This window comes from Porifericola rhodea (assembly GCF_030506305.1).
GTDB classification, from domain to species: Bacteria; Bacteroidota; Bacteroidia; order Cytophagales; family Cyclobacteriaceae; genus Catalinimonas; species Catalinimonas rhodea.
In genome coordinates, this window is sequence record NZ_CP119421.1 from 3,047,885 (window position 1) to 3,073,701 (window position 25,817).

The following is a 25,817-nucleotide window of genomic DNA, read 5'->3' on the forward strand; positions in this document are numbered from 1 at the left end:
TACAACGGCTATACTCAGTGTTAGACAATACCACAGGTTGATATTTGCAATTGAAAAGACACTAACAACTTTGATCCTATGAAACATATTTTTTGTATTTGCATTGCCAACATGATCTCTATTTCATCCTATGCACAGGTTGAAACTGCCGAAATGACCCATTATCTTTTTCCTGAGTTCACTCAAGGAATTATTCTGTTAAAGACAGGTAAAAAGAAGCCAGATTGCTAAATTATAACTCTTTGACCAATGATCTTCGATAATAAAGGCAACAAATTAGCAATTTCAAAGACAGACCTAGAGCGTATATATTCGGTTTTTATTGGAGAAAGAAAATTTGTCGTATTGAACAATAAATTTGTTGAATTGATACATGATTCAAAATGGGATTTATATGTCGAACACAAAAGCGATTTGAAAGAACGAGGCAAAGATGCCGGACTGGGCGGGACATCTCAAACTTCGGCTATTAGTACCTACTCTGCCGCACATTTGAGAGGAAGTATTTACAACTTAACATTACCAGACGATTTTGAAGTAGAATCTTATTTTTTGTACTGGTTAGAGAAAAAAGGCAAGCTTAAGCAATTTGCTAATATGAATCAATTGAAGAAATCATATAAAGACAAGAAAAATGTATTCAATGATCATGTAAAAAAGCATAATGTAAAATACGAAGATTCTGAAAGTATTATTGAACTATTAAAAGTTTTAGAATCTAATTGAGATTACCATAGGCGAACACGACTTGCTGATACACCTATTGATCAGAATACTACTGGAATGAGTTAACCATAATATGAAAATTCTTATAAAAATATTCAGGAATGTGTTCTTTTTTCCTTATAAAAGCTTTCAGTGATATTCCTTATTTCATAGCGTGAAACATTTTAATCTAACAGAATAGAAGTATAGTCTTATAACTTGTAGTTTAATTCTATTTGCTTTTAGTTGTCTTTTGTCTTCCTTAATTTATTATTTTTCGCTGCTAATTTGTTGCTAAATTAACGTAACTATCTGATAACCAGTATTGTTTCATATGCTGTATCGAAAGTAAGGCTTTGGTTAAGAGTGTAGAAGAGTAGACGTGCTTATTACTTTATCATGGGGTAAGCTATCAAGAGATTAGCACGATTCAACTCGGGTTCTGCCTAAACCTTTGTTAAATATTCACAGGTTTACAGAATGTCTAAAAAACAGTTAGAGTCAAGATTAGACTTGTAGGTAGCGAGGTTTTTTTAAAAGAGAAGCTGACTCAATTATGTATAAGATAAGCTTTGTCATTTTCAAATATGTTGCTTGTCTATAAAACATTACTCAAGGGTAGTTTAAGTTCATTAATATTTTTCTTATCAGTATTTCATCCTAACTTGGCCTCGTGTATGTATAAATAGTATTAACGAATAGTCATTTCTCACTATGGTTCATTTGGTTGTAGATGCAGAAAAGCGTAGTAAATTACTGAACCTCAAAGAACTTCTTCATTACAAAGATTTATTTTATATTCTGGCTTATCGGGACTTAAGAGTCCGTTATGCTCAAACAGCTTTAGGTTTAAGCTGGGCATTATTACAGCCTTTGGCTACTCTCACTATATTTACTGTAGTATTTGGAAAGGCAGTAAAAGTGGATACAGGAGGCATTCCCTACCCTTTGTTTGCAGTTTGCGGAATGGCTTCATGGACATACTTTGCATTTGTCATGAAAGAGTCTGGCAACTCCATTATCAGTGCTCAAGGCATGGTCAAAAAAATATACTTTCCTCGTTTAGTAATCCCGCTCTCAAAAGCTGTTGTAGGTTTTGTGGATTTTGCCATTGGTTTATCATTTATAATAGCTTTGATGTTGGCTTATCAGGTCACTCCCTCTTCAAACATTATATACTTTCCTGTTTTTATAGTGCTTACAATCGTCTCTGCCTTAGCCGTTGGAATTTGGTTAAGTGCTTTAACTATACGATATCGCGATTTTCAGCATGTGGTACCTTTTTTGGTTCAGTTTGGCTTATATGCCACGCCAACTGCATACCCTGCTAGTGCAGTAATTGATAATTTACCAAAATGGGCTACTGTAGTATACTACCTTAACCCTATGGCTGGAGTAATTGAAGGTTTTCGGTGGTCTCTGTTAGGGGGGACCCCTCCTTCGGAGTATACTTATTTATCATTTACATTGATGATAGTTATATTTATATCAGCTTTATTTTATTTCAAAAAAGTAGAGCGTGTTATGGCAGATATTGTATAAAGGGTGATGGAGAGTAAAACATATCAACTGAAATGAGTGAAGTAGCAATAAGAGTAGAAAACTTAGGGAAGAAGTATCATCTGGGAGGAAAAAAGTCAGGGTCTTTTAGAGAGAGTGTGAGCAATCTCTTCAAAAAAAGTAAGCCAAAAGCTACTGAGGTAGAACATGAGTTTTGGGCTCTAAAGGACATTAACTTTGAAATTAAAAGAGGAGAAGCTGTCGGTATTATTGGTAGAAATGGAGCAGGAAAAAGCACATTGCTGAAAATTCTATCACGTATTACAGAGCCTACCAAAGGACGTTTTGAAGTCTTTGGGCGGGTGTCATCCTTATTGGAAGTGGGTACAGGGTTTCACCCAGAACTGACCGGTCGTGAGAATGTTTATCTCAATGGTACCATTTTAGGCATGAAACGCCACGAAGTCAAAGCTAAATTTGATGAAATTGTAGCCTTTTCAGGCGTAGAGAAATTTATCGATACCCCCGTAAAGCACTATAGTAGTGGTATGCAGGTACGTCTTGCCTTTGCCGTAGCCGCCCATTTAGAGCCAGAGATACTAATTATTGATGAAGTATTAGCGGTAGGTGATGCTGAATTCCAGAAAAAGTGTTTAGGTAAGATGGAAGACGTAACCGGAGAAGGGAGGACAGTACTATTTGTTAGCCATAATATGGATGCGGTAAGGAAGCTTTGCACGAGAGGAGTACTATTTCAACAGGGAACAATTGCTGAAGCGAGTTACACAGTAAATGATATTATCAAATCGTATTTGATGATATCTCCTGAACATATGAACAGTATCTGGGAAAATAATAACCATGAATTTAGTAATGAGTACTTTGATGTTGTCAGTTTTGGGATTTATCACGCTAACTTTCAAAAAGTAACATCTCCCGTGGGGAATAACGAAGACCTATGGGTAGTTATCAAGATCAGGACCAAAAAGTATGACTCATCTTTTGAAATTGGATATAACGTAGTATCTGAAGACGGACAAGTATTATTTTGGTCATTCTTTTATGATCAGCAGGAAGTTGGTAAAGATCATTTTGATGGTGATACTACCATTTTACGATCAAAACTGCCGAGAAGGCTTCTCAACAATGGATATTATACTTTTGGGTTGGTTGCCGGAATTAGAAGCCTTCGTTGGTTTATCAACCCTACAAAGCATAGAGTATCAATAAATTTAAAGATTGAAGGGAACCTTAGTGAATCGTTACTTTGGAACAAAAAAAGGAGCGGACCCATTGCTCCGATATTAGAGTGGGAGGTTAAAAGTACAAGCAGTGAAATGAAAACAATTTCCCAGAACCAGAGGCCTGGTAATACTGCATAGTATACTAAAATAGTTAGTTCTCACTACAATTATGATTGTCAAACAAGAAAAAATCTTTGATTCCTTCTTTGTTAAGAGAGCGTTGCCAGCAAATTTGGTTGATGAGGACCTGCCTTATTTCCAGCACGAAGAGAACAGGTGCTTTAAGAGTTCTCATCAATATTGTTTAACGGCTGTAAAGGTAATTTCTAATGGAGTTGTATTTAATGGACGTACAGTTTTTACTCCATCCTTGTATCACAGCTCTTTCAAAGAAAAGTATAATAAACTAAGATTCAAGTTTAAATCCTTATTCTTTAAGCGAGTAGTTGTTAAGGGAAAGGTAATAGTAGCATATAACGAATACTCCAATACTCCTGGTTTTCACTGGCTCTGTGATACACTACCCAGGCTATTTTCTATCAAAAATCAGTTATCATCCTCAACACTATTGCTTCCCTATGTAAACGATCGGTTTCATGAGTATGTAAAGGACTGTTTAAAAATTTTCGACACTGGAGCTGTAGTCTTTTTAAAAGATAGAGAAATGGCATTAGTAGACCAGTTGCTAATACCTGAAATGCTAGCCCCTACCGGGAATTATCGTGAGGATATAATGAAAAGTTTACGTTCTGCTTTTCGGGCGAATACCCTAGGCAATCGTAAAGAGTTGGGTGATAAAATCTACATCAGTCGGGAAAAGTCAAAACATAGGAAAACAGTAAATGAGCAAGAAGTGAGCGGTGTGTTAGAAAAATATGGTTTTACCAAGATCTATCTTGAAGATTACTCTCTATGGGAGCAGGTAAGTATTATGAAGCATGCTAAATTTCTGGTATCTAATCATGGAGGAGGGTTGTCTAGTATGTTATTTATGCCAGAACAGGCTCGGGTGTTAGAAATAAGGTCTTTTAATGATGCGAGTAATAATTGTTATTTCTCACTGGCATCAGCATTGAATCTAACCTATTACTACCAATTTAGTGAAAAACCTTCTGAGAGTAGTAATAGAAATACAAATTTGCGGGTTGATACCAAGAGGTTACAACTGACGATAGAAAGTATGCTAAATAAGAGTAAATAGTTTACCTGATTTCCTCCACAATTTAATCAACAATATTTTCAACAAGATTTGACTATACTGTAAATATATCTTTATATGTGAAAAGCCTTTTTCCGAATTGGTGATCAGAAGATCAGGAAAATTAGATAATTGACTCTCAAAGCGCATGTATAGAGTATGTAGGTTTGACAACGTCTTGTCATCTAAATCTATATTATTGGACGCTCGCTCTTTTTTTGCAGGAAATTTACCTTTCTCGCTTAAAGGAATATCTAAAAAACTAAGTATTTCGTCAATGTGATCCCATATTGCATTATATCGGATGAACAAGATTTGATAAGGAGAGTGCTGTAGCCACTGATTAAAGTGATTTTCAAATTTAAATTTATCATCTAATAAATGAGCATACTCCTCCAACGTTGTATTATTGGAAAGAGGTTTTGATTGAGGATGGAACCTTAACATTTTATGAGAGTGAGCAACATAAATTTGTCTTCTAAAAAGAGATATTACAGCCTTAACCGGTGAACCAAAAACATACACGTATTTAATATTCTTGTTAAAACTGAGCGGCGGATATGGGCAATGTTTTAACCCATCTTTATCGTGAGGATCATTAGTTCTTCTATATTGCGAAATGAAATCTAGTAAAAAGGTGGTTCCTACGCCACCAAACGATGATAAAACAACCTCAATATTAGGGCTAACTAACTTTAGCATATGTGATGATAGTAATTATTAACAAATCAGGGCAACTTGCTAACCGACTTTTTCTAATGGCTAACTTTATTGCTTTTAGTAATGCCCACGAAATAAAAATATATAATCCTTCTTTTGATGAATATGCAAAATTTTTTGAGAAAACGAGCCCTCAGGCTTTAGTCAGGTTTCCAATAAGTACAAACAGTAAGTGGCGTATGCCATACACTGATATTATTAGGAGTATGGTATATCAAGTTATATATAAGGCTGTAAGAGTTTTAGAAAAGCTAAATATATATGAAAGCACAATTCACTGTATCTTAGACATTGGCCTGTACCAAAAAATGCCGCTTGATTCAGCTAAATTCATTAATCTTGCCAGAAAAAAAAAGTTTTTGTTATGTAAAGGGTGGGCATTCAGAGATGAAACAAATTTCTCTTTGGCGGCAGATATAATTAAGCCGTATTTTAAACCATTGCCTTGCTATCTAACCCAGGCCATCACTATTGCCAACAGTGCCAGATCATCGGAAAATACGCTTCTGGTTGGCGTACATATTAGAAGAGGTGATTACAAGACCTTTCTAAATGGGAAATATTTCTTTCCTTTATCTGTGTATATTTCATACATCAACAAAGTCCAATCTTTATTTCCTGGGCGAGATATTAAATTCATTGTTTGCTCTAATGAAACCATAGATGTGCGTGTGTTCAAAGGGTATGATGTAGTATTAGAAGAACGAAATATGGTAGTTGATCTGGCTTTACTAGCAGCATGTGATTATATCATTGGGCCGCCTAGTACGTTCTCTATATGGGCATCGTATTACGGAGATGTACCTCTATACAAAATAGAAAATGAACAAGAACAAGTTATTACATTAGATAAGTTCACCATTCATGGAAAGTAGTCTTCCAATAATTTCTATTATTACTCCATCATTCAATCAAGGGCAATACCTGGAACAAACAATAGACTCTGTACTCTCTCAAAATTACCCTAACATTGAGTATATTATTGTGGATGGCGGGAGTACTGATCAATCAATTGAAATTATTAAAAAGTATGAGAATTATTTAGCGTATTGGGTGGCTGAACCAGACAAGGGACAGAGTGAAGCTATTAACAAAGGTTTAAAAAAAGCTACTGGCGATATTGTTAACTGGATTAACTCAGATGATTTCTATGAGCGGGGGGCTTTAAAAGCAGTAGCAACCGCTTTTGAAGATGATAATATAAATGTAGTATGTGGTAGAGGCAAAATTATCAATGAAGAGGGTGAGTTTGTACGCTACTCAAAAGGTACAGATATTTATAATGCGAATCTGGAAAAAACAATAGGGTGGGCTCGTATAGATCAACCTGAAACATTCTTTCGGAGACATGTCTTAAAAAAAACCGGTTTGCTTACGGCCGGGTTGCACTACGTGATGGACAAAGCCTGGTGGGTTAACTACCTGTTATCGTTTGGCTTGGATAATGTGCGAGAGATTGACGATGTATTAGTCAACTTCAGGCTACATGAATCTTCTAAAACAGTTTCTCAGCCTGACTGCTTTGTACATGAAACAGGCACTCTGTTTTTAGCTTTAGCTCATCAATATCATCTGTCTGAAGAATACGATAACATTCACAATTTATTAGATGCTGCACATACTGATATCAGTGGTGTACAGATTAATCAAGTAGAATATCCTCAATTGGTTGTTAAAGCTCTTCATTATTACTTACTGCGGCGTGCCGATGAGTTTTACTATCGACATCAGCGAAAAAAGGCACGGCTAGCGTTATCGAACATCAGGCCTGAGCTATTGAAGCCGGAAGATTTGGCCCTCTATCACAAGCTTCAAATGCGTTGTCGGTGGGTCCCTGAAAGACTACTTAAACTGATTCGTCCATGACTATCTCAGTAATTATTCCCACATATAATGGTGCGCATAAAATCTTACGTACACTTCGAGCTTTAGAGAGGCAGTCAATGCAGGAGTTTGAGACTATCGTTGTAGTAGATGGGTCAACAGACAACACTTTGAACTTATTAAATGAGTCAAGTCTTAAATTGAAAAAAATAACTATTATAGCTCAGGAGAATCAGGGGCGAGCTGCGGTACGAAATCGGGGAGGAGATGCCGCCACGGGTAAGTTATTAGTGTTTCTAGATGATGATATGCGACCTCACAAACAATGGCTGGAAGCACATCTATATCATCATCAAAAATATCAGAATACTATCGGGGTGGGGTCTCAGCTAAATGATTGGAGCGAAGCCTATACTGAAATGCAGCGTTACCGATGCTACTATAGTAGAAGATGGGAGAAGCATTTCAATAACCAGAAAAACGAGCCCACTCAATTAGATCAGGATACTTTGCATATAACGGCAGCAAATTTCTCGATAAGCCAAAATATTTTTAGGTCTTTACATGGTTTTGAAGAGCAACTTAGAGACGCCGAAGATTACGATTTGGCAGTTAGGGCGTTTGAAAGAAATATTCCTGTGTTTTTTCTTCCCAATGCAAAGGCATGGCACGATGAGAATTATACATTAGCTTCTTATATCAGAAGACGTAAAGGCTATCTAAAGGCGCATCAATCACTCATACAGTTAAGACCTGAATTGTATGCGAAACATACCCTAAGAAATGTAACGAAGAAAAAGGGGCTGAAAAAAATTGTGTTTTGGCTTTTCTCGTCTTCATATTGGGTAAAGGCCGTGGATACCGCAAACCTTTTCCGCTGGGTACCCGCTCCACTTAGATTCAGGTTATATGATTTAATTATCACGTCAAAAGTTGTTTACTTTCCCCGATGAGTAAGAAGACGATTGTGCATGTCATTGACTCATTAGGTATAGGCGGAGCAGAAACTCTGTTAGTGCATGCAAATGTTCAAATTCCAAGCTTCCGGCACATTGTTGTATATTTGCGGCCGCCTTTTGCCTACAAAGATAGCCTTAATCACATTCCAACATATTGTCTGGCATTTCAAGGGTGGCGCTCGTTACCTCAATGTATTAAAAAATTGAAAGCAATTGTCCACCAGCACCAAGCAGCAATTGTTCATTCACATCTATACTACTCAACCATAGTAGTACGGCTCGCTTTCCGCCGGAAAATCACCGTGATAAACTCTTATCACAATGTGCTGTATGATCCCAGGGGTAGCAATTATTCTAAGGTTTACCGTTGGTTGGATCGAGTAACATATCGCAATACTTTTAATACAGTAAGTGTTTCATCAACAGTTAAAAGCGACCTTGAAAAATATATTGGAATAAAACAGCAGAGCCGGGTTATTTATAACTATGTTGAGGATCGCTATTTTCAGGTAAGAGCCAATGTAAAAGATAAACATACATCACCGTGCCGAATAGTTTCAGTGGGTAATCTGAAGCCTCAAAAGAATTACCCGTGGGCACTGCAGGTACTAGCGCCTTTATTTAAAGAAAACACTCAACTTTCGTGGGACATTTATGGAGATGGTCCTGAGCGTGAGACTTTGGTCCGGCTTATTGACAAAAATCAGCTTTCAAATGTGCATCTAAAAGGAAAAGCGAGTCATATTTCAGAGCTGATTAGCCAATATCATTTGTTCTTTATGCCATCTCAGTGGGAAGGGTTTGGTATTGCATTGGTAGAAGCGATGGCCGCTCGAATTCCCTGTTTGGTTTCTGATTTGCCAGTTTTTAAAGAAGTAGCGGGCGCATCTGTTTACTATTTTGCATTAAATGACAAAGCTTCTTTGTTAACAAAGATGGTATCAGTCATGGATCATGTGGAAGAATGGAGTGATAAGGCTGAAATGGCTAGTCAGCGGGCTCAGAATTTTACCAAATCGCACTATAATAAGCAACTGTTAGCACTTTATGAATCATAAAAGAGGAGTATCGGTACTTTATCTTTCCTACGACGGAATGACAGATCCTCTGGGGCAGTCACAGGTAATACCCTATTTAGCTGGCCTAACGGCAAAAGGTTATCAGGTCGTACTATTGAGTTTTGAAAAACCTGAGAGATATGAAATATTGGCTGATCATATTCAAACTGTGCTGGGGCTTCATCAGATCAGTTGGGTGCCTTTAATCTACCACAAAAACCCACCAGTCATCTCCACTATTTTTGATTATGGACGAATGTATATTAAAGCAACTGCTCTGCACCGACAGTATCACTTTCAGATAGTACATAGTCGTTCTTACTTATCAGGTATGGTAGGCATAAGGTTAAAGCATAAATTTGGAGTTAGGTTTGTTTTTGATATGCGTGGATTCTGGGCGGATGAACGGGTGGAAGGAGGACTCTGGAACTTGAATAATCCACTTTTCAGACTCATCTTTCGCTTCTTCAAAAAGCAGGAAAAACGAATGTTGTCAGGCGCAGATTATACGATTAGTTTAACCCGTGCTGCCAAAAAGGCCGTCCATAGCTGGAAAGACATTCCTAATCAACCTATACCAATAGAGGTAATCCCGTGCTGTGTGGATATGGCACTCTTTAACCCAAAAAAAATTGTTAAAGAAGAACAATGTGATTTACGTCAAAAATTGGGCATTGAGAAAAAACAGTTTATACTAACTTATCTGGGTTCACTAGGCACCTGGTACATGTTAGAAGAAATGTTAATGTTTTTCAAGCATTTATTAGAATCCAGACCAGATGCTGTATTCCTTTTTGTTACTAAAGATCCCGCAGATGCAATAAATCCCTCTCTAAAAAGGTTAAATATTCCTGAAAACAAAATAATACTACAGTCAGCAACACGTGAAGCAGTACCACTTTTGTTAAGTATAAGTACAGCAAGTATATTCTTTATCAGGCCATCATTTTCCAAACAGGCATCCTCTGCCACGAAAATGGGAGAGATTATGAGTATGGGCATACCTTTTGTGACGAACAAAGGCTGGGGAGATGTAGAAGAAATTGTTACTACATCTGACTATGGAGTTCTGTTAGAGGACTTTACTGATGAAGTGTATCGAGAAAAAGTAAAGCACCTTTTGAATTCGATAAATCAGTATAAAGAGCTACCTGCTACACTTAAAAATTTTTATGACTTAAAAGAAGGGGTTGCTAACTATGAATCAGTATATCAAAAAATTATTCAAGCGTAAGTAGTTGAATCAGTTTATATGAAGGAAGAAAGTCTCGATACTCCAGTACTTTTTCTCGTTTTCAATCGTCCGGATGTTACGAAAAGAGTATTTGAAAGAATCCGTGTAGTTAAACCTAAACAGTTATTTGTAGCTGCAGACGGACCTCGTCTCACCCACCCTGATGATGAACAGAAATGTGAAGAAGTAAGAAAAATTGCTTCTTCAGTAGATTGGGACTGTGAGTTGAAGACTTTGTTTAGGGAAGAAAACATGGGTTGCGGTAAAGCCGTGAGTAGTGCTATTGACTGGTTTTTTGAACATGTGGATATGGGCATCATTTTAGAAGATGATATCGTACCTGATCACAGTTTCTTCCCCTTCTGCCAGCATTTACTTCAGAAGTATAAAGATGATTCAAGGGTTATGATGATTAGCGGTCTGAATATTTGTGAACAATGGAAAGAAGATGTTCAGGATTATCATTTTTCTTATTTTGGCGGAATCTGGGGGTGGGCTAGTTGGAAGAGAGCCTGGGCGCACTATGATTTTCATTTGACAGCATGGGCAGTTCCACATATAAGACAGTTGATACTACACTTTTTTCCAACTGAGATTAGAGGCTATCGTGAAGGAATGTATGATAAACTTGCGGCTGGGAAAATTGATACATGGGATTTGCAATGGACTTTTGCTAAAATATTGAATTCTGGTTTGACCATTATACCTGCGCATAATCTGATAAAAAATATTGGGTGTATAGGTCAGAGCGGTACTCATGTTACTAATGGTCACCCCTGGAGTAACTTAAAGGTGAATCCAGTAAATTCATTAATTAGAAATAATCCGATAGTTATGTCAGATGTAGAATATGATTTATGCCATTTGGGTTGGGAAAAACACGACCCTATTCTAGATAAAGCTGTTCGGATGCTGAAAAAAAAAGCTGAGAAAATTTTTACTAAAGTATTGTAGAATGTTGAAAAAGCTAATAAAAAAGTTAAGTACATTACTATCCATTGGCTTACAAAAACAGACCAAAGCTTTATCAGAACAGATAGGTACAGTAAGTGCCATTGAGCAGATAAATATAGGTCTTTCGTATAACCTGCTTAACCAAAACAACGCGGCCCCCTCGCCCTTTAATTCTCATGGTTTTAAAGTATACTCTCAGCACGAAGAAGATGGTTTGATATGGTATATATTTTCTTTGATTGGTGCAACTAACAAACAATGTGTCGAGGTATGTGCGGGCAATGGGGTTGAGTGCAATTCTGCTAACCTTATAGTAAATCATGGATGGCTAGGGCTTTTATTTGATGGGGATGCCGCTAATGTTAAGAGTGCCAGGCAATTTTTTCACAATCATCCAAGTACCAGATATTGGCCCCCAACGATCAAACATGCGTGGATCACCAAGAATAACATCAATCAATTGATTCTGGATGAGCGGGTTGAAGGCGAAATAGATTTGTTATCATTAGATATTGATGGCATTGATTACTGGTTGTGGAAAGAACTAACAGTAGTGAAACCCCGGCTTGTAGTTTTGGAGTTTAATCATCTTTTAGGTCCCGAACGCTCAGTAACCGTGCCCTATAGAGAAGACTTTAAAGCTGAATTCACTGAATGGGGCTCTGACTACGCCGGGGCGTCTTTAAATGCTTTTTGTAAACTTGCTAAAAAGAAAGGATACCGATTAATTGGAACTAACCGATATGCTACCAATGCCTTCTTTCTTAGAGAAGATATTCAGCACAAATGGTTACCTGAAGTGCAGCCAAAAGATTGTTTTCAGCATCCTCGGGCCATTTTTGGAATTGAAAAAAGATTTCCTTTGATAAAAGATAAAACCTGGATTGAAGTATAATGCTTTAAAATGAAAATTTCGTTTATAACTACCGTCAACCATAATGTGGGAGACGATTTCATAAGAGAAGGGCTCAAGTTCCTGTTGCGGAAGCGATTTGAGGGAAGAGCAATAGAATTTGCCAATATTCATAAGCACTCGCCTATTACCTCCCGTAACGGGTTTGAAAAAGTGCGCTCTCTACGGCAGTCAGAGCGTTGGGATAGACGGTTGCCTCTGTGGATCACAACTGACAAAATATTATCAGCTGATATCGTCGTACAGAGTGGCGCACCTGTTTACTGGTACCACGAAGGAATTACTGATTGTGTAAAAGGTAATGAATGGTATGACCCCCTGATAAAATGGCGATATCGGAAGAAACAATCTGGAGCGCTCTATAATTTAGCAGCGGGGGCCTGTCAAACTTACAACTCTGACGGTACTGAGTTTCTTAATTCACCTAAAGTGTGTGATTATATTAAAGAGTTTCATTCGTTGTGCCAAGCAACTACCGTTCGTGATAAACTAGCACAGGATGTTCTAAAACAGTTGGGCTTAAAGGCTCAGCTTATTCCTTGCTCTTCTATATTTGCTGCCGATGAGTATGCATTAAAAGACTGTGGAAGTGAATATGTGGTGTTAAATTATATGTCAGGGGGAGGCCATTTTTCTTTTGGGCAGTCTATTGATTTCTCAAAATGGCAACGAGAGTTCAAGAAGTTTTATCAGATACTCAAACAAAAGGAGAAAGTTGTTTTTTCCTGCCATAATCAAAAAGAAATTCAAGAGGCAAAGGATCTAGATCCACAGGCTGAAATATTTTTTTCTGAGAATTACTTAGACTATATGAAGTTTTATTCACGAGCTAAGTTTGGGTTTATGAATAGAATTCATGCATCCTATCAGTTATCCAGTTATGGTAAACCCAGTCTGATTGTTGGTGCTGATACTCGTGCTAGAATGGCTACTGAAATCGGAAATACTGCAATCTTTGTTGAGGATGCAACAGCAGAAGTGTTATTGGAAACTTACAATACTTTCCTACAAAGAAGGAAGGATTACAAAGAACAGTTTAGTGAAATTAAAAAAGCAGCATTTAATGATTATATGAGTGTCTTGGAGGATGATGCATCGTAGAATTGATATAGTGAAACATAGAAGAAAAAAGCTGCTGATTATTAAGCTTGATGCTATTGGTGATTATGTGCTTTTTAGAAATTATCTATTGGCTATTCGTGAGTCTGGGCGGTATCAAGATTATCACATAACGTTGTGTGGAAATGAGTTATGGAAGAGTATTGCTCAGCATTACGACAGTCAGTATGTAGACTCTTTCTTGTGGGTGAATGTTCACAAATTTTCTACCAGTAGGACATATCGGTTTTACTGTTATTGGCTGTTGATGGCTCGCCCGTATGATGAACTTATTTGCCCTACCCACTCAAGACGGTTTTATATTGAAGACGACCTGGTAAAGAGAGTGCGGGCTACTATAAAAATTGGTAGTAAAGGCGATGATCAAAATATGCCCAATGATAAAAAGCAAATAGGTGATTCATATTATACACATATGATTGGTCAAACGGATCAGCAGCAGTTTGAGTGGAACAAAAATCATATCTTCTTTGAAGAATTACTGAATGAAAATTGTGATAGATATACTAGACCAATTATACAGCAAGATAGTAGACGTTCAAATACAATTGTGGTTTGCCCCGGTGCAGGAGCCCGTTTTAGACAATGGTCAGCCCTGAATTTTGCTGAGTTATGCTACCAGATCCTGAGTGAATATGATATTTCAATAGTTTTATGTGGAGGTAAAGCAGATTGTGAATTAAGTACACAAATTTTTAATTACACTAAAACTAATAACAAAATATACGACAGGTGTGGTAAAACTACATTAATAGAACTGATTGATCTGATTGCCTCTGCTAAAATGGTGATTGCTAATGAAAGTAGCCCTATTCATATTGCAGCAGCTGTGGGTACAAACGCAATATGCTTATCAAATGGGAATCATTTTGGCAGGTTCAATCCTTATTCAGTAAAAAATGACGGGAATATTACCACACTATATCCACCGGTTATAGCAAAAAGAATTTTGTTCGACTACGAAGGTCTGGTTTCTGAATATTATATGGGGTCTCAGGAAGATATAAATCAAATTAGTGTATTGGATGTGTTTAAATCGTTTCAGAAGTTTAGTCTTTAGGCAACAAATAAGAATCTATGTTCTTTCTTCGATTGTTGGCTTAATTAGTATGTTTCCTAATACGGTGTATGCTCAGTGCCTAGATCTGGAAATTAGTATGTCTAGTGAGACAGTATGTATTGGGGAACCTTTTGATGTTGGTGTGTCACAAGCCAACTTAGAATATTCTTGGGACTTTTGTCCAGGTGATATTCTGATGGAGCCAGCTAACACCTTTCAGGTAGCTACATTACCCCAATCACAACGGTCTCTAGGGTTAGCAATAGCCAAGGGTAAAGAAGGGTGGTATGGTCTGGCTACCAGCCGAGACAATAATTCTGTGATACGGTTTTATTTCGGTGATGGATTGCAAAGTCCACCGACTGCCATAGAGAATCTTGGAAATGTTAACACACTTCTTGATCAGCCTGCCTCAATTCAGTTGTTTTATCGAAACAGCGCTTGGTATGCCCTTGTACATAATTGGGGTAGTAATAACCTTGTATTACTAAATTTTGGTGAAAGCCTGTCTGGAGAACCAAGTAGTGAAGAGTGGGTAGATAATATTGGGGGGGGGAATTCCTTCCTTGAAGTAGTCAATACGCCAGATAGTGTCATAGCTATTGTTACAAATACAAATGCTAAACTATCAGTAGTTCATATTCCCGAAGACCTGACCACTAAACCTGGGACAGGAGATCGCTTTGAAACTAGCACACTAAGCGGTTTTAGTACTTTAATGGATTTAGAGATCGTAAATGTGTGTGGTGAATGGTATGGGTTTGCGGCCTCACTTAATAATAGAAAACTATTTAGAGTTCATTTTGGAAATAGTCCTTACAGTGAGCCTGCTTTAGTTCAGGAGATTGGTAGTAGTTTATTTGGCAGCGATAAACCGGCTGGACTTCAACTTATTCAGGAAAATGGAGAGTATATAGCACTTGTCAATACTACCAGCGGGCAACTTTATCGAGCAGTTTTAGGAAGTAGCATCAGTAATCAAGTGACGAGTGAAAATATAGACCAAGTTGGAAGTGGGTTTGGCGTAGGGTATGATCTTGCTTTTGGAAAGAGTGAGGGCAGTTGGTTCGGATATGTTATCAATGATAAGAATGGTAGTTTATTTCAAGTGGATTTTCCTCAGTCTTGTGATGCATCTTTAGCTTATTCTAAACTGCAACAACCTGAAGGTATTTATTATACTAATGCCGGAAAGCAGTATGTTAACATAGAAACCATCAATGGAAATGGAGTTGTATCTAGCACGACCGACTCCCTTCAGGTTCTAGAGACTGTAGCGCCTGAAATCGATATTGTATTAGATAAGCAGTGTATTGGAGGACCTATACAACTTATTGGCCAAGCCGGAGAGGCGATGATTGTATCTTACAACTGGAGCATTGATGGTGATGTGGAGACAGGAGATACCGTAAATTATAACTTTCCGGCTGCCGGCACCTACGAAGTCACCCTCGAGGTTGAAACTCCAGACGGATGTGGAAATCGTCTTACGAAAGAAGTGACCATCTATGAACCACCAGCGCCTAAGTTTACTGTAGATCAGAGCGTCGTATGTACCAATGGTGCAGTGCAGTTTACTAACCTGTCTGATATCAAAGGTGCCTCCGATGTAATCACTTATGAATGGAGTTTTAATGGTGAAGGATCGTCTACAGATGCTAATCCAGTTTTTACCTTTACCACCGGTGGTACTAAAACTGTCTCTCTTACTACCACAATACCCGGGTGCTCAAATACGTACGATACAACTTTTACAGTAGTACAGGGACCAGTAGTAGACTTCAGTACGTCCCCACAAATATGCCAGGGAGAAGAAGTTACCTTTGAAAATCTTACCAGTGGTGATAATATAACTGCTTATCAATGGAGCTTTGGCGATGGCGGAAGCTTTAGCAGTATTACTAAAGATAATCCTGTATACACTTATGATTCTGCTGGCACTTATCTCGCTGTTCTGGAGGTAAGTAATGCTTCAGCTTGCGAAACTTCACTGACCAAAACACTTACTGTTTATTCAAGACCCGCAGCAGACTTCTCGGCAGATATTGCCTGTGCTGGAGCCCCTACACAGTTTGTCGATGAAAGTACTACGGGTATTAATTCTAACATTGTGGCCTGGGACTGGATCTTTGGCGATGGGGAAGGAAGCAGCAAGGCACGTAATCCTCAGTATACTTATGATGTGCCAGGCCTGTACGAGGCTACTCTAGTCGTACTAACCAGTGCTGGCTGCCAGGATACTATCAAAAAAGAAATTGTAGTAGAGCCTGCAGTACAAGCCAGTTTTACCAATCAACAACTTTGTCCTTCAGAAACGGAACCCTTCACTATCCAGTTTGCGGATGCCTCTACCAGTACTAATGGGGAGAAAGTCACTGAATGGTTGTGGACTATCAATGGAGAAAATTTTGTGATTGCTAATCCCTCATACACATTTGACGAGCCAGGTACATATCAGGTTTCGCTAACAGTTTTTTCTAACTCAGCATGCAATGCATCAGTAACCCAGAATATTACTGTAAAAGAAGTGCCAGAGGCAGACTTTGCGTTTGAACCTAAGTGTGCGGGAAGCGAAGTAATCTTTACTAACTTAAGTCAGCATGAAGGTGTAGAAGTGACAAGTTATCAGTGGAATTTTGGGGGAGAAGGAGCAAGTTTTGAAGAAAACCCTGCTTTCATTTTTGATGAAGAAGGAACCTACAAAGTAAGCCTTACATTAGAAACAGCAGAAGCTTGCAGTTATACGGTAGAGAAAGAAGTAGTTATAGCCGCTCAGCCTAATGCTGACTTTAGTACAGATGTTACATACGGTGGTGCTCCACTTACTGTAAACTTTGTAAGTAATACATCTGAAGCCTCTTCTGACTCATATAGATGGCAGTTTGGAGATCTGGCTAGCGCCCAGCAAAAAGATACTACTTTCACCTTTACCCAGCCGGGCACCTATACAGTTAGCCTGGAAGTGAGCAATACCTTAGGTTGCTCAGATATTAGTACGCAAACCATAAATGTTGTAGAGCCAGTAAGTGACCTGCAACTGGAAAGAGTAAGTGTATTATCTGAAGAGGGCGACCCAGGCATAATTATGCTACTTACTATTAGAAATAATGGAACTCTAAAGGCTGGTCAATTTAGTATTGATATCTCACTGGATCAGGTATTAAATATTAGTAAAATTTTTGACAGGGAACTAGGCCCGGGCGAGGTAGTTAACTTTCCGTTAGACTTTTCAGTATCTACTCAGCAAAGCCGAAATATTGATCTCAAATATGTTTGTGCTACCCTGGAAAACCATCCTGAAGAAGAAAATTTAGCCAATAATCGCTACTGTACCAGCTTAGAAAACAACTTTACTGTCATTTCTCCGTATCCTAATCCTTCAAAGGATAAGATTCAGGTTGACTTAGTATTGCCTCAACAGGAAAATGTAGACATTAAACTGATGACAATACAGGGAGAAACTTTACAAAATCTGACTTTTAGTAACACTAAAACAGGGTTGAATACGTTTACTCTTGATGTGTCTACCATGGTTTCAGGTTATTATCTGTTACAGGTAGATTACCTGACTTATTCAAAAGTACATAGGCTGGTAGTAAATCCTTAGGTGCTGAATATTACTTGCTTTGATTTTAAATTAAAGCTATATTATTTTTAATTTTGACAAATTACTTTAATAAAGTTCGGTAATGTTTAGTAAAATGATTGTAACCGCCTATCTTTGCAGCAATTTTTTTCGAGTTAAATGATATCATAAAAAATGACAGCAAGTCCTAAATTAGATAAGGTAGATAGGAAGATTCTGGAGATATTACAGCGCAATGCTAAGATCACCAACGCTCAACTCTCTAAAGAGATAGGCTTATCACCGGCGCCTACCTTAGAGCGCGTAAAGAAATTAGAGCAATCAGGAGTTATAGATAGCTACCATGCCAAACTAAATACCTCCAAAATTGGGTTAGGCATCAGCACCTTTGTACAAATTAAACTCACCGGACACGATAAAGAAAGTATCAAGACCTTTATCAATGCCATCAACAAAATTGATGAAGTAATAGAGTGTCATCACGTTACAGGTTCAAGCGATTTTATTCTTCGTGTTATCGCTAAGGATATCGCTTCTTACCAGCAGTTAATGCTAGATAAAGTAAATGAAGTGCCCGTAGTTGATAGTCTTCAGTCTTTAGTTATACTTTCTACCTTTAAAGACAGCAAGACCCTTCCTGTGCCCGAAGACGAAAAGCTAAAAATATAACACATTCCTATAAAGTATTTTACAACCCCAGGTTTGACAAATTTTTGATATCAGACCTGGGGTTTTTGATTTAAGTGTATATTAAATTAGACTTGTTGTAGCTATTAAGGTAGCATCCGCAATTAATATTACTTAACATGACACAAGAGCAGAATACCACTCCCCGCATTATTTTGGGAGCAGACGAGATACAGCAAAAAATCAGACGTATAGCTTATGAAGTCTATGAGCGCAACTATGAGGCTCAATCATTAATTCTGGCAGGCATAGTGGACCGTGGCTTTGCTTTGGCAGAACGTATTGGCACCGCACTTAACGAAATCAGTCACTTCAAATTTAAACCTGTCTCTACAGAACGTAAATTGCAATTGGTAAAAATTCATCTGGAAAAATTTACACATGAGCAATGTAAGGTAGAACTAGATTGTTCGTTAGAACAGTTAGATGGTCAGCGTATTGTTTTGATAGACGATGTGCTTAATACCGGAAGAACGTTAGCCTACAGCATGCGACCATTTCTGGATCGGCCTATACAGCAAATGGAAATTGCCGTGCTGGTCAACAGAAGCCATAGCAAATTTCCGGTAGTGGCTAATTATACGGGTTACGAACTGGCTACAACCCTTGAAGAGCACATAGAGGTAATATTAGATGGAGAAAGAGATGCCGTCTATCTTAAATAGCAAAAAGATTATGTCTGGCTCCAAAAAATGCGATAAGGGATAAAACCTTACCTTTGTTTATTAACTACTGATTTTTTAGCATATTATTGTGTAATTATCATGTAATGATTATTACGTTAATAAAATAAAAACTTATTTTTGTTACATAATAAAGAGCCCCTTTTATAGACAAAACTAAATGTCACGGAGCCCCAGTTCTGATATTGATCGTAAGCAACAGCTTGATAAGTTACTGAACGAAAAGCAGCAGCTTGAAGATGCTATAGCCAGGCTTAAGAAGGAGAAGTTTGCCCTGGCCGAAAAGCTACATCTGCAAGAAGAGGTGTTAAATGCAAATCATACTGGCTTATTTGAGTGGAAAATAGGCACTAAAGAGTTTTACCTTAGATTTCCGTGGCAAAAGGTAGTAGGGGAAAGTGTAGCTGTAGAAAAAGACTTCAGTCAACTATTAGATTTGATCGTGCCTGAACAACGTTTCAGAGTAAAGCGTATGTTTTGGCGCATGAGCAAGGCAAAGCAGGAAAGGGAGCAAATGATCGTACATATGCCCGAAAAAAGTACGGATCAGCGTAATATTTCACTTCTCATAAAAACAGCCCTGGTATATGACGAAAATAAAAAGCCCTCTAATATAGTTGGTACCTTATTAGTGCTGGATGGGCCTTCCTATACAGAATGGGAACAACTGGAGCTGCTAGATCAGGTACCCTCTGCGGTGCTTATCGCAAATGCCGGAGGCAAACTAGCATACCTCAATATTAAGACTCAGCAGTTGCTTAGCAAGCTTAAACAGAAAAAGCCAACAGTAGAGCTGAGTGAGATAATAGGGCAAAGTGCCTGGCACTCATTGACAGAAAAGTTAAGAAGTCAGGAGCAGGTAGAGCACTTTATCTGCTCTCCGGAAGAGAATGTGTACTGGCATTTGAGCGCCAGCTTGAGGGGCAACGACCTCTTTGTGCTTATTATGGACATCTCGGAGCAGGAACAGTCTATACAGGAGTTACAGAAGGTTAACTTTGATCTGGACAACTTTGTCTACCACGCATCTCATGATCTAAGAGCACCTCTAAGGACTGTTTTAGGAATGCTCAGCATTCTAAAGTCTGAAACAAACAAGGAGCAACGTAAACGCTGTGTAGATCTTATAGAAGGGAGCATCAAAAGACTAGACACCTTGGTGGTAGACCTTCTTAGTATTTCCAGAAATAACCGTACAAAAAATCCGCTGGTAAAGATTAACTTTATGGTGGAGGTTAATCTGGCAGTTTCCAACTACTACCACGTAGGTAACACCAAAAACCTTGAGATAACGACTAAGGTAAGCCAGCCCGTGCCCTTTGTAGCAGATCTAACTCGCATACGTATCGTTCTTAACAATATTATTTCTAATGCCATCAAATACCGCCGGTATTATTTGCAGCGTTCTTTCATAGATATCCGCATTTGGGTAGACCATGAAGCTGCTCATATAGAGATAGAAGATAATGGTGAAGGAATACCTGAAGAGAAGCTCTCACACATTTTTGATATGTTTTACCGTGCTTCTGAGCAAAGCGAAGGTTCAGGCCTGGGGCTTTATATTGTTAAAGATGCGCTGGATAAGCTGGAAGGAGACATTCAGGTAGACTCTACCTTTGACCAGGGAACAACCTTTAAACTAAAAATTCCTAATCGTTATCTCGGCGCTTAATCTATGTTAAGCTTGCTTTTCTGCCTGATTTTTGCATCATAAGCCTTAGCCATCAGATTCATTTGGCTATACTTACAACCAATCTTTGCTCATAAATTTAGTGCTCCGTCTACCCAAACTTTGCATGGGTAAGATTGAGCAGCCTTCTTAGGAATAAAAAAGAATTTCTCATCGTTTTATCCTAAGTTTGTTCTTTTCAATTTTTAATGTAAACAGGTAAATTGAAGAAAAGCAGAGTCTTATTAGTTATTGCAGTACTACTTGTGCTGGGTGTAGTTTTATTTGTGCTGGAGCGTAGATGGCAGGAGGACGAAGAAATCCCTCTCTGGTCTATGGTGCCGGAGAGTGCCGCACTGGTATATGAAACTACCCAACTCCCTGCCAACTGGGAGAAATTTCAGGAAAGCACCCTTAATTCTAACTTGCAAAGCATTGATGCTTTTCAGCAGATGAAAACACAGGTAGCGTTAATGGATAGCCTGGCTAATGTCAAACAATTTTTTACGGCTAAGCAAATTCTTATTGCTACCCATGTTATTTCCAAAGATGCTTTTGACTTCAGTTATTACTTTAAGGTAAATTCTACACAGGAGCATAATGGACTTACACAGGCCTTAAGACGTTTTGAGCAACAGGATTATATTAAAAAGGACAGCCGTACTTTTAATGGCTTTAGAATAAATGAGCTTACCGATACCCGTACCAATGCGCAGTTCTCTTACATATATTACCGAAATATTTTTGTAGGCAGCTTCACTCCCTTTCTAATAGAAGATGTAGTTAGAAACATAGAGACAAAGTTTACAGACTATAGCTTTCTTTTCCACAATAGTTCTATGGAAGGAGTACCTAAGTTGGCAGATGACGAAGGAAACCTCTATCTCAATACAGAAAAACTTCCCTTATTACTTTCTGTATTTACTACTAATGATGTGCTGCCTTATCTACAACCATTAGCACGTTTGAGTAGCACAATCTTTTTGGATGTTAACCTGAACGATAATCAGTTGCTCCTGAATGGTTTTAGTAAAGTAGAGGAGCCTCAGGCAGAGGGTGGCAAGGCCAGCCAGGGCGCTTCTGTACCAGTATGGTTAAGTACTTTTAAAGAAGAAGAGCCTCAGACGGTAAATATGTACAATTACGTGCCAGAGCGCACAGCTGTGCTTTATCATTTTGGTACCCAGGGTGGTTCGGCCTGGTTGCAAAAATTATATGAGCAGCAGAGTAAAAGTGATGATAAGCTTAGCCGACAAACTCAGAGTTACAGGAAGAACCTCTCATCTTTCCACGGAGTAAACCTGAAAAGTGCTACTGAGTGGTTTAAGGGAGAAATGGGGCTCATGGTACTGGAATCTATAGACCCCTCCTCACCCGATAAGGTAATGGTTATGGAAACGCAGGATACGGCTCAGGCCCGTGTTAACCTCCGCATGGTAGAAGCTAAACTAAGAGAAGAAGCAGAAGGAATAGGCTATTCAGAAAAATACGCCGGATACGAGATTAGTGAGATCAGTTATAAAGAGTTTCCTGCCGCTCTGGTAGGGCCGGTAGCTTTGGGTTTTGATCAATGCTTTTACCTGATTACGGATCGTTACGTCATCTTTGCCAATAGTATCCGTGCGCTTAAAAGGCTGATAGCTGACCATGAAGCGGAAAACACCTGGGATAAATCTATACAGGAGGTAAGGTTCTTAGAATCAGCTCTGGACAAATCTAATGTGAGTGTGTTTTTTAATACCTCTCGTAGCTGGAAGCTTTTTCAGGAGCACCTTTCACCAAAATGGAAGAGTTTTTCCAATCAACACAGCGAAGTACTCAAGAGTTTTAACCGGATGGCAGTACAGTTCAGCCATACTGAAGATGATTTTTATACCAGCCTGGCTATTAGCTATAGTCCTGTGTCTACGGCTAGCCGTACTTCGGGGCAGTTTAGCGATGTAAGCCGCCTTTTTGTAGATGCTACTATCCAAACCAAGCCTTATGTTGTGCGAGATCATACCAACCAAACACTGGAAGTACTTTTTCAGGATGAGGCAAAGCAAATTTATCTGGCAGAGCTTGATGGCTCCATCATTTGGAAAGACTCCTTGCCAGGAGATATTATAGGAGAAGTGTATCAGGTAGATTACTTTAAAAACGGAAAGCTACAATATCTATTTGCCACAGATAGTGCTATTCATCTGATAGATCGCACCGGCTCCTATGTTTCCGGCTACCCCTCTTATATGCCAGAAGGCGTAAAGGTCAAGCATTTGAGCCTGATAGATTATGACAACAGTAAAAACTATCGTTTCCTGATCAGCGACACCGAAGGCAGACTATGGATGTATAATAAAGACCGAGAAAACCTTGAAGGCTGGAATCCTAACCCTACCATCAACAGTGCATTGGCTTCTGCGCCTTTCCATACTCGGGTAGGTAACAAAGACTTCATTATAGTGATGCAGCAGAATGGCGATATCTACGGGCTTAACCGCCGGGGACAGCCTTATGCTGGCTTTCCCATTCAGCTAGACAAGCCCCTGCAAAGCGAAGCTTTTACAGATATGGGTAGTAAGGTGAGCAATACAGTGCTGACTACTGTTAGCCAGGAAGGAGAGATAATTTCATTTAACCTACAGGGTAACATTACAAAAAGAGAACAGCTGTATCGTCCTACGCCGCAAACCCGGTTTAAGATTAGTGCAGATGCGCTTGGCAAAACTTTCATTATAGTGAGGCAGGATGAACAACTTTTTGGCATACTTGACCGTACTGGCAAACTCCTTTTTGAGAAAAATTATATGAGCTCTGCGGCAATGGACTCAGATATGCTTCAGGTGCAGTATTACGACTTTGGAGCGGGCAATGAAGTTTTTGCAGTCACGGATAAGGTGCAGGAATTTACCTACCTTTTTACCCGTCAGGGCATGCTCATTAAGGACCGTCCTATAGAGAGTAGGTTTCCGGTGGGCATACTGTATTATGACAATGACAATCGTTTTCAGGTCTTTAGAAACTTTGAGAATGAGTTTTCAATTCTCTCTTTTTCAAAGTAGCGAGCGGGGCTAAACTGTTTGTCTACTTGCTGGTTGCTTTAGTACGGTTTTAAACTAAATGAATACCAGCATATGACACTTCAACAAGCTAAGGTAGCCCAGGTCAGCGATTTGGCTCCAGGTGAAATGAAGCAGGTAAATGTAGGAGATACTGAAATTTTACTTGCTCGCTACAAAGATGATTTTTTTGCCACCGCCGCCCATTGTACCCATTATGGCGCACCCCTGATAGATGGGGCACTTCATGGCAAACGTGTGGTATGCCCCTGGCACCATGCCTGTTTTGATGTAACAAACGGAGACCACATAGAGCCGCCTGGCTGCGACAGCCTTCCAAGTTTCGCTGTAAGTGTAGACGGAGAAGAGGTATATGTAACTGTACCGGAAGATGCCGCCACACAACGTACTCCCCAAATGCAAAACAGAGACCAGGCAAACCAGAAACTGTACTTAATAGTAGGAGGCGGTACTGCTGCTCAGTACGCGGCAGAAGCAATGCGTACTGAGGGGTTTAACGGAAAAATATTAATGATCACCCCAGAAGACGAAACACCTTACGACCGTGTAAATTGCAGTAAAGCTTATCTTCAGGATGATGCTCCTGACGATTGGATGCCTTTGCGGCCGCCTGAATTTTATCAGGAGCACGATATTGAGATAATGCATGGTGTTAAAGTGGATGAGCTGGATGTAGATAAAAAAGAAGCTCTGTTATCTAATGGAGATACAATACATTACGATAAAGTATTGCTGGCTACAGGGGGTAAAGCCACTGCTCCGGACATACCGGGTGTGGAGTTAGACAATATATTTACGCTCCGCTCCATGAAAGATAGCAAGCAGATTAAAGAGCTTGTAAAACAAAACAAGATCAAAAAAGCAATAGTATTGGGTGCTTCCTTTATTGGTATGGAAGGGGCCTGGAGCTTGAGTGAACTGGGATGTGAGGTAACGGTGGTCTCTCCTGATGAAATTCCCTTTGCCAAAGTCTGGGGGCAGGAAGTAGGTCAGATGATTCAGGACTTGCACAAGAGTAATGGTATTAATTTTCAGCTTAATAGTAAAGTAACCGAATTTAAAGGGACACAAAAAGTAAGCTCCGTAGTTCTGGATAATGGCGATAGCCTGCCGGCAGAATTAGTACTGATTGGGATAGGAGTAAAGCCTGCTACACAATTTGTAAAAGGCCTAAGTCTGGAAGAAGATGGTGGAGTTACCGTTGATGAACACTTTCAGGCAGCAAAAGATGTATATGCGGCGGGTGATATAGCTCATTTTCAGTACAAAGGAGAAAAGAAGCGTATTGAGCACTGGCGCGTAGCTTGCCAGCATGGACGTATTGCCGGTTACAATATGGCTGGTAAACCTGAAGTATATGATAGCGTGCCCTTCTTTTGGACAGGGCAGCAAGGTATAAAAATCAGGTACGTAGGTCATGTTAAAGATTTTGATGACATTATCTATGATGGAAATATAGAAGATCAGGAGTTCATCGCTTACTACGTAAAAGATGGAGCAGTTAAAGCTGCTTTGGGGCTGAACAGAGATAAAGAAATGGTCATAATAGAAGAGCTGATACGCATTGACCATATGCCAGTAGCTGCAAGTTTAAAGAACCCAGACTTTAAACTAGAGTCCTATTTTTTTCAGTTGGAGGTATAGG

At 39.0% G+C, this 25,817-nt stretch carries 20 protein-coding genes; 19 read left to right on the forward strand and 1 reads right to left on the reverse strand.

Going from position 1 to position 25,817, the window contains the following annotated elements:
* Window positions 1-249: 249 nt before the first annotated feature.
* From PZB74_RS12460 to PZB74_RS12475, 4 genes are all read left to right on the forward strand, one after another.
* Window positions 250-726 carry a hypothetical protein gene (locus PZB74_RS12460; protein WP_302236453.1) on the forward strand — a complete coding sequence of 159 codons (477 nt, stop codon included), beginning with the start codon at window positions 250-252 and terminating at the stop codon, window positions 724-726.
* Between the two features lie 693 nt (window positions 727-1,419).
* Window positions 1,420-2,247 (forward strand): ABC transporter permease, encoded by an 828-nt coding sequence (locus tag PZB74_RS12465; protein WP_302236455.1) that lies wholly within the window; start codon window positions 1,420-1,422, stop codon window positions 2,245-2,247.
* Window positions 2,248-2,279: 32 nt separating this feature from the next.
* On the forward strand, window positions 2,280-3,587 hold the full coding sequence (locus PZB74_RS12470) for an ABC transporter ATP-binding protein (RefSeq protein WP_302236458.1): 1,308 nt from the start codon (window positions 2,280-2,282) through the stop codon (window positions 3,585-3,587).
* A 31-nt stretch (window positions 3,588-3,618) separates the two neighbouring features.
* A complete protein-coding gene (locus PZB74_RS12475) occupies window positions 3,619-4,650 on the forward strand; it encodes a glycosyltransferase family 61 protein (protein ID WP_302236460.1) in 1,032 nt (343 codons plus the stop codon).
* On the opposite strand, the gene PZB74_RS12480 is transcribed toward PZB74_RS12475, so the two are convergent.
* Window positions 4,633-5,349, reverse strand: a complete 717-nt coding sequence (locus PZB74_RS12480) for a sulfotransferase family protein (protein ID WP_302236462.1) — start codon at window positions 5,347-5,349, stop codon at window positions 4,633-4,635. The genes PZB74_RS12475 and PZB74_RS12480 overlap by 18 nt on opposite strands.
* 5 nt (window positions 5,350-5,354) lie before the next feature.
* Between PZB74_RS12480 and PZB74_RS12485 the strand changes: the two genes are divergently transcribed.
* The 15 genes from PZB74_RS12485 (at window position 5,355) to PZB74_RS12555 (ending at window position 25,816) form a co-directional block, all read left to right on the forward strand.
* Window positions 5,355-6,242, forward strand: a complete 888-nt coding sequence (locus PZB74_RS12485) for an alpha-1,2-fucosyltransferase (protein WP_302242794.1) — start codon at window positions 5,355-5,357, stop codon at window positions 6,240-6,242.
* Window positions 6,232-7,233 carry a glycosyltransferase family 2 protein gene (locus PZB74_RS12490; protein WP_302236465.1) on the forward strand — a complete coding sequence of 334 codons (1,002 nt, stop codon included), beginning with the start codon at window positions 6,232-6,234 and terminating at the stop codon, window positions 7,231-7,233. Before PZB74_RS12485 ends, PZB74_RS12490 begins: the two co-directional genes overlap by 11 nt.
* Entirely contained in the window at window positions 7,230-8,144 is a 915-nt protein-coding gene (locus PZB74_RS12495; RefSeq protein WP_302236468.1) for a glycosyltransferase family 2 protein, read from the forward strand. The genes PZB74_RS12490 and PZB74_RS12495 overlap by 4 nt, the downstream gene beginning before the upstream one ends.
* A complete protein-coding gene (locus PZB74_RS12500; protein WP_302236470.1) occupies window positions 8,141-9,208 on the forward strand; it encodes a glycosyltransferase in 1,068 nt (355 codons plus the stop codon). The genes PZB74_RS12495 and PZB74_RS12500 overlap by 4 nt, the downstream gene beginning before the upstream one ends.
* On the forward strand, window positions 9,198-10,442 hold the full coding sequence (locus PZB74_RS12505; protein ID WP_302236472.1) for a glycosyltransferase: 1,245 nt from the start codon (window positions 9,198-9,200) through the stop codon (window positions 10,440-10,442). The genes PZB74_RS12500 and PZB74_RS12505 overlap by 11 nt, the downstream gene beginning before the upstream one ends.
* Window positions 10,443-10,460: 18 nt before the next feature.
* Window positions 10,461-11,396, forward strand: coding sequence for a nucleotide-diphospho-sugar transferase (locus tag PZB74_RS12510; protein WP_302236473.1), 936 nt, complete (start codon window positions 10,461-10,463; stop codon window positions 11,394-11,396).
* 1 nt (window position 11,397) lies between these two features.
* Window positions 11,398-12,291 (forward strand): hypothetical protein, encoded by an 894-nt coding sequence (locus tag PZB74_RS12515; protein ID WP_302236475.1) that lies wholly within the window; start codon window positions 11,398-11,400, stop codon window positions 12,289-12,291.
* A gap of 9 nt (window positions 12,292-12,300) precedes the next feature.
* Window positions 12,301-13,410 carry a polysaccharide pyruvyl transferase family protein gene (locus PZB74_RS12520; RefSeq protein WP_302236476.1) on the forward strand — a complete coding sequence of 370 codons (1,110 nt, stop codon included), beginning with the start codon at window positions 12,301-12,303 and terminating at the stop codon, window positions 13,408-13,410.
* Window positions 13,397-14,488: a glycosyltransferase family 9 protein gene (locus PZB74_RS12525; protein ID WP_302236478.1), complete on the forward strand. Its 1,092-nt coding sequence runs from the start codon at window positions 13,397-13,399 to the stop codon at window positions 14,486-14,488. The genes PZB74_RS12520 and PZB74_RS12525 overlap by 14 nt, the downstream gene beginning before the upstream one ends.
* A gap of 49 nt (window positions 14,489-14,537) precedes the next feature.
* Window positions 14,538-18,095, forward strand: a complete 3,558-nt coding sequence (locus tag PZB74_RS12530) for a T9SS type A sorting domain-containing protein (RefSeq protein ID WP_302236480.1) — start codon at window positions 14,538-14,540, stop codon at window positions 18,093-18,095.
* A 153-nt stretch (window positions 18,096-18,248) separates the two neighbouring features.
* Window positions 18,249-18,743 carry an Lrp/AsnC family transcriptional regulator gene (locus PZB74_RS12535; protein ID WP_302236482.1) on the forward strand — a complete coding sequence of 165 codons (495 nt, stop codon included), beginning with the start codon at window positions 18,249-18,251 and terminating at the stop codon, window positions 18,741-18,743.
* 137 nt (window positions 18,744-18,880) lie between these two features.
* Complete coding sequence (locus PZB74_RS12540; protein ID WP_302236485.1) at window positions 18,881-19,426, forward strand: phosphoribosyltransferase family protein; 546 nt, start codon at window positions 18,881-18,883, stop codon at window positions 19,424-19,426.
* Window positions 19,427-19,604: 178 nt separating this feature from the next.
* Complete coding sequence (locus PZB74_RS12545; RefSeq protein WP_302236486.1) at window positions 19,605-21,116, forward strand: sensor histidine kinase; 1,512 nt, start codon at window positions 19,605-19,607, stop codon at window positions 21,114-21,116.
* A gap of 221 nt (window positions 21,117-21,337) precedes the next feature.
* A complete protein-coding gene (locus PZB74_RS12550; RefSeq protein ID WP_302236489.1) occupies window positions 21,338-24,154 on the forward strand; it encodes a DUF3352 domain-containing protein in 2,817 nt (938 codons plus the stop codon).
* A 72-nt stretch (window positions 24,155-24,226) separates the two neighbouring features.
* Window positions 24,227-25,816: an FAD-dependent oxidoreductase gene (locus tag PZB74_RS12555; protein ID WP_302236491.1), complete on the forward strand. Its 1,590-nt coding sequence runs from the start codon at window positions 24,227-24,229 to the stop codon at window positions 25,814-25,816.
* Window position 25,817 lies beyond the last annotated feature (1 nt).

What these genes read in the sequence shown, in the direction of transcription:
- PZB74_RS12460 (WP_302236453.1), top strand. Translation starts at nt 250, where the DNA reads ATGATCTTCGATAATAAAGGCAACAAATTAGCAATTTCAAAGACAGAC.
- PZB74_RS12465 (WP_302236455.1), top strand. Translation starts at nt 1,420, where the DNA reads ATGGTTCATTTGGTTGTAGATGCAGAAAAGCGTAGTAAATTACTGAAC.
- PZB74_RS12470 (WP_302236458.1), top strand. Translation starts at nt 2,280, where the DNA reads ATGAGTGAAGTAGCAATAAGAGTAGAAAACTTAGGGAAGAAGTATCAT.
- PZB74_RS12475 (WP_302236460.1), top strand. Translation starts at nt 3,619, where the DNA reads ATGATTGTCAAACAAGAAAAAATCTTTGATTCCTTCTTTGTTAAGAGA.
- PZB74_RS12480 (WP_302236462.1), bottom strand. Translation starts at nt 5,349, where the DNA reads ATGCTAAAGTTAGTTAGCCCTAATATTGAGGTTGTTTTATCATCGTTT.
- PZB74_RS12485 (WP_302242794.1), top strand. Translation starts at nt 5,355, where the DNA reads ATGATAGTAATTATTAACAAATCAGGGCAACTTGCTAACCGACTTTTT.
- PZB74_RS12490 (WP_302236465.1), top strand. Translation starts at nt 6,232, where the DNA reads ATGGAAAGTAGTCTTCCAATAATTTCTATTATTACTCCATCATTCAAT.
- PZB74_RS12495 (WP_302236468.1), top strand. Translation starts at nt 7,230, where the DNA reads ATGACTATCTCAGTAATTATTCCCACATATAATGGTGCGCATAAAATC.
- PZB74_RS12500 (WP_302236470.1), top strand. Translation starts at nt 8,141, where the DNA reads ATGAGTAAGAAGACGATTGTGCATGTCATTGACTCATTAGGTATAGGC.
- PZB74_RS12505 (WP_302236472.1), top strand. Translation starts at nt 9,198, where the DNA reads ATGAATCATAAAAGAGGAGTATCGGTACTTTATCTTTCCTACGACGGA.
- PZB74_RS12510 (WP_302236473.1), top strand. Translation starts at nt 10,461, where the DNA reads ATGAAGGAAGAAAGTCTCGATACTCCAGTACTTTTTCTCGTTTTCAAT.
- PZB74_RS12515 (WP_302236475.1), top strand. Translation starts at nt 11,398, where the DNA reads ATGTTGAAAAAGCTAATAAAAAAGTTAAGTACATTACTATCCATTGGC.
- PZB74_RS12520 (WP_302236476.1), top strand. Translation starts at nt 12,301, where the DNA reads ATGAAAATTTCGTTTATAACTACCGTCAACCATAATGTGGGAGACGAT.
- PZB74_RS12525 (WP_302236478.1), top strand. Translation starts at nt 13,397, where the DNA reads ATGATGCATCGTAGAATTGATATAGTGAAACATAGAAGAAAAAAGCTG.
- PZB74_RS12530 (WP_302236480.1), top strand. Translation starts at nt 14,538, where the DNA reads ATGTTTCCTAATACGGTGTATGCTCAGTGCCTAGATCTGGAAATTAGT.
- PZB74_RS12535 (WP_302236482.1), top strand. Translation starts at nt 18,249, where the DNA reads ATGACAGCAAGTCCTAAATTAGATAAGGTAGATAGGAAGATTCTGGAG.
- PZB74_RS12540 (WP_302236485.1), top strand. Translation starts at nt 18,881, where the DNA reads ATGACACAAGAGCAGAATACCACTCCCCGCATTATTTTGGGAGCAGAC.
- PZB74_RS12545 (WP_302236486.1), top strand. Translation starts at nt 19,605, where the DNA reads ATGTCACGGAGCCCCAGTTCTGATATTGATCGTAAGCAACAGCTTGAT.
- PZB74_RS12555 (WP_302236491.1), top strand. Translation starts at nt 24,227, where the DNA reads ATGACACTTCAACAAGCTAAGGTAGCCCAGGTCAGCGATTTGGCTCCA.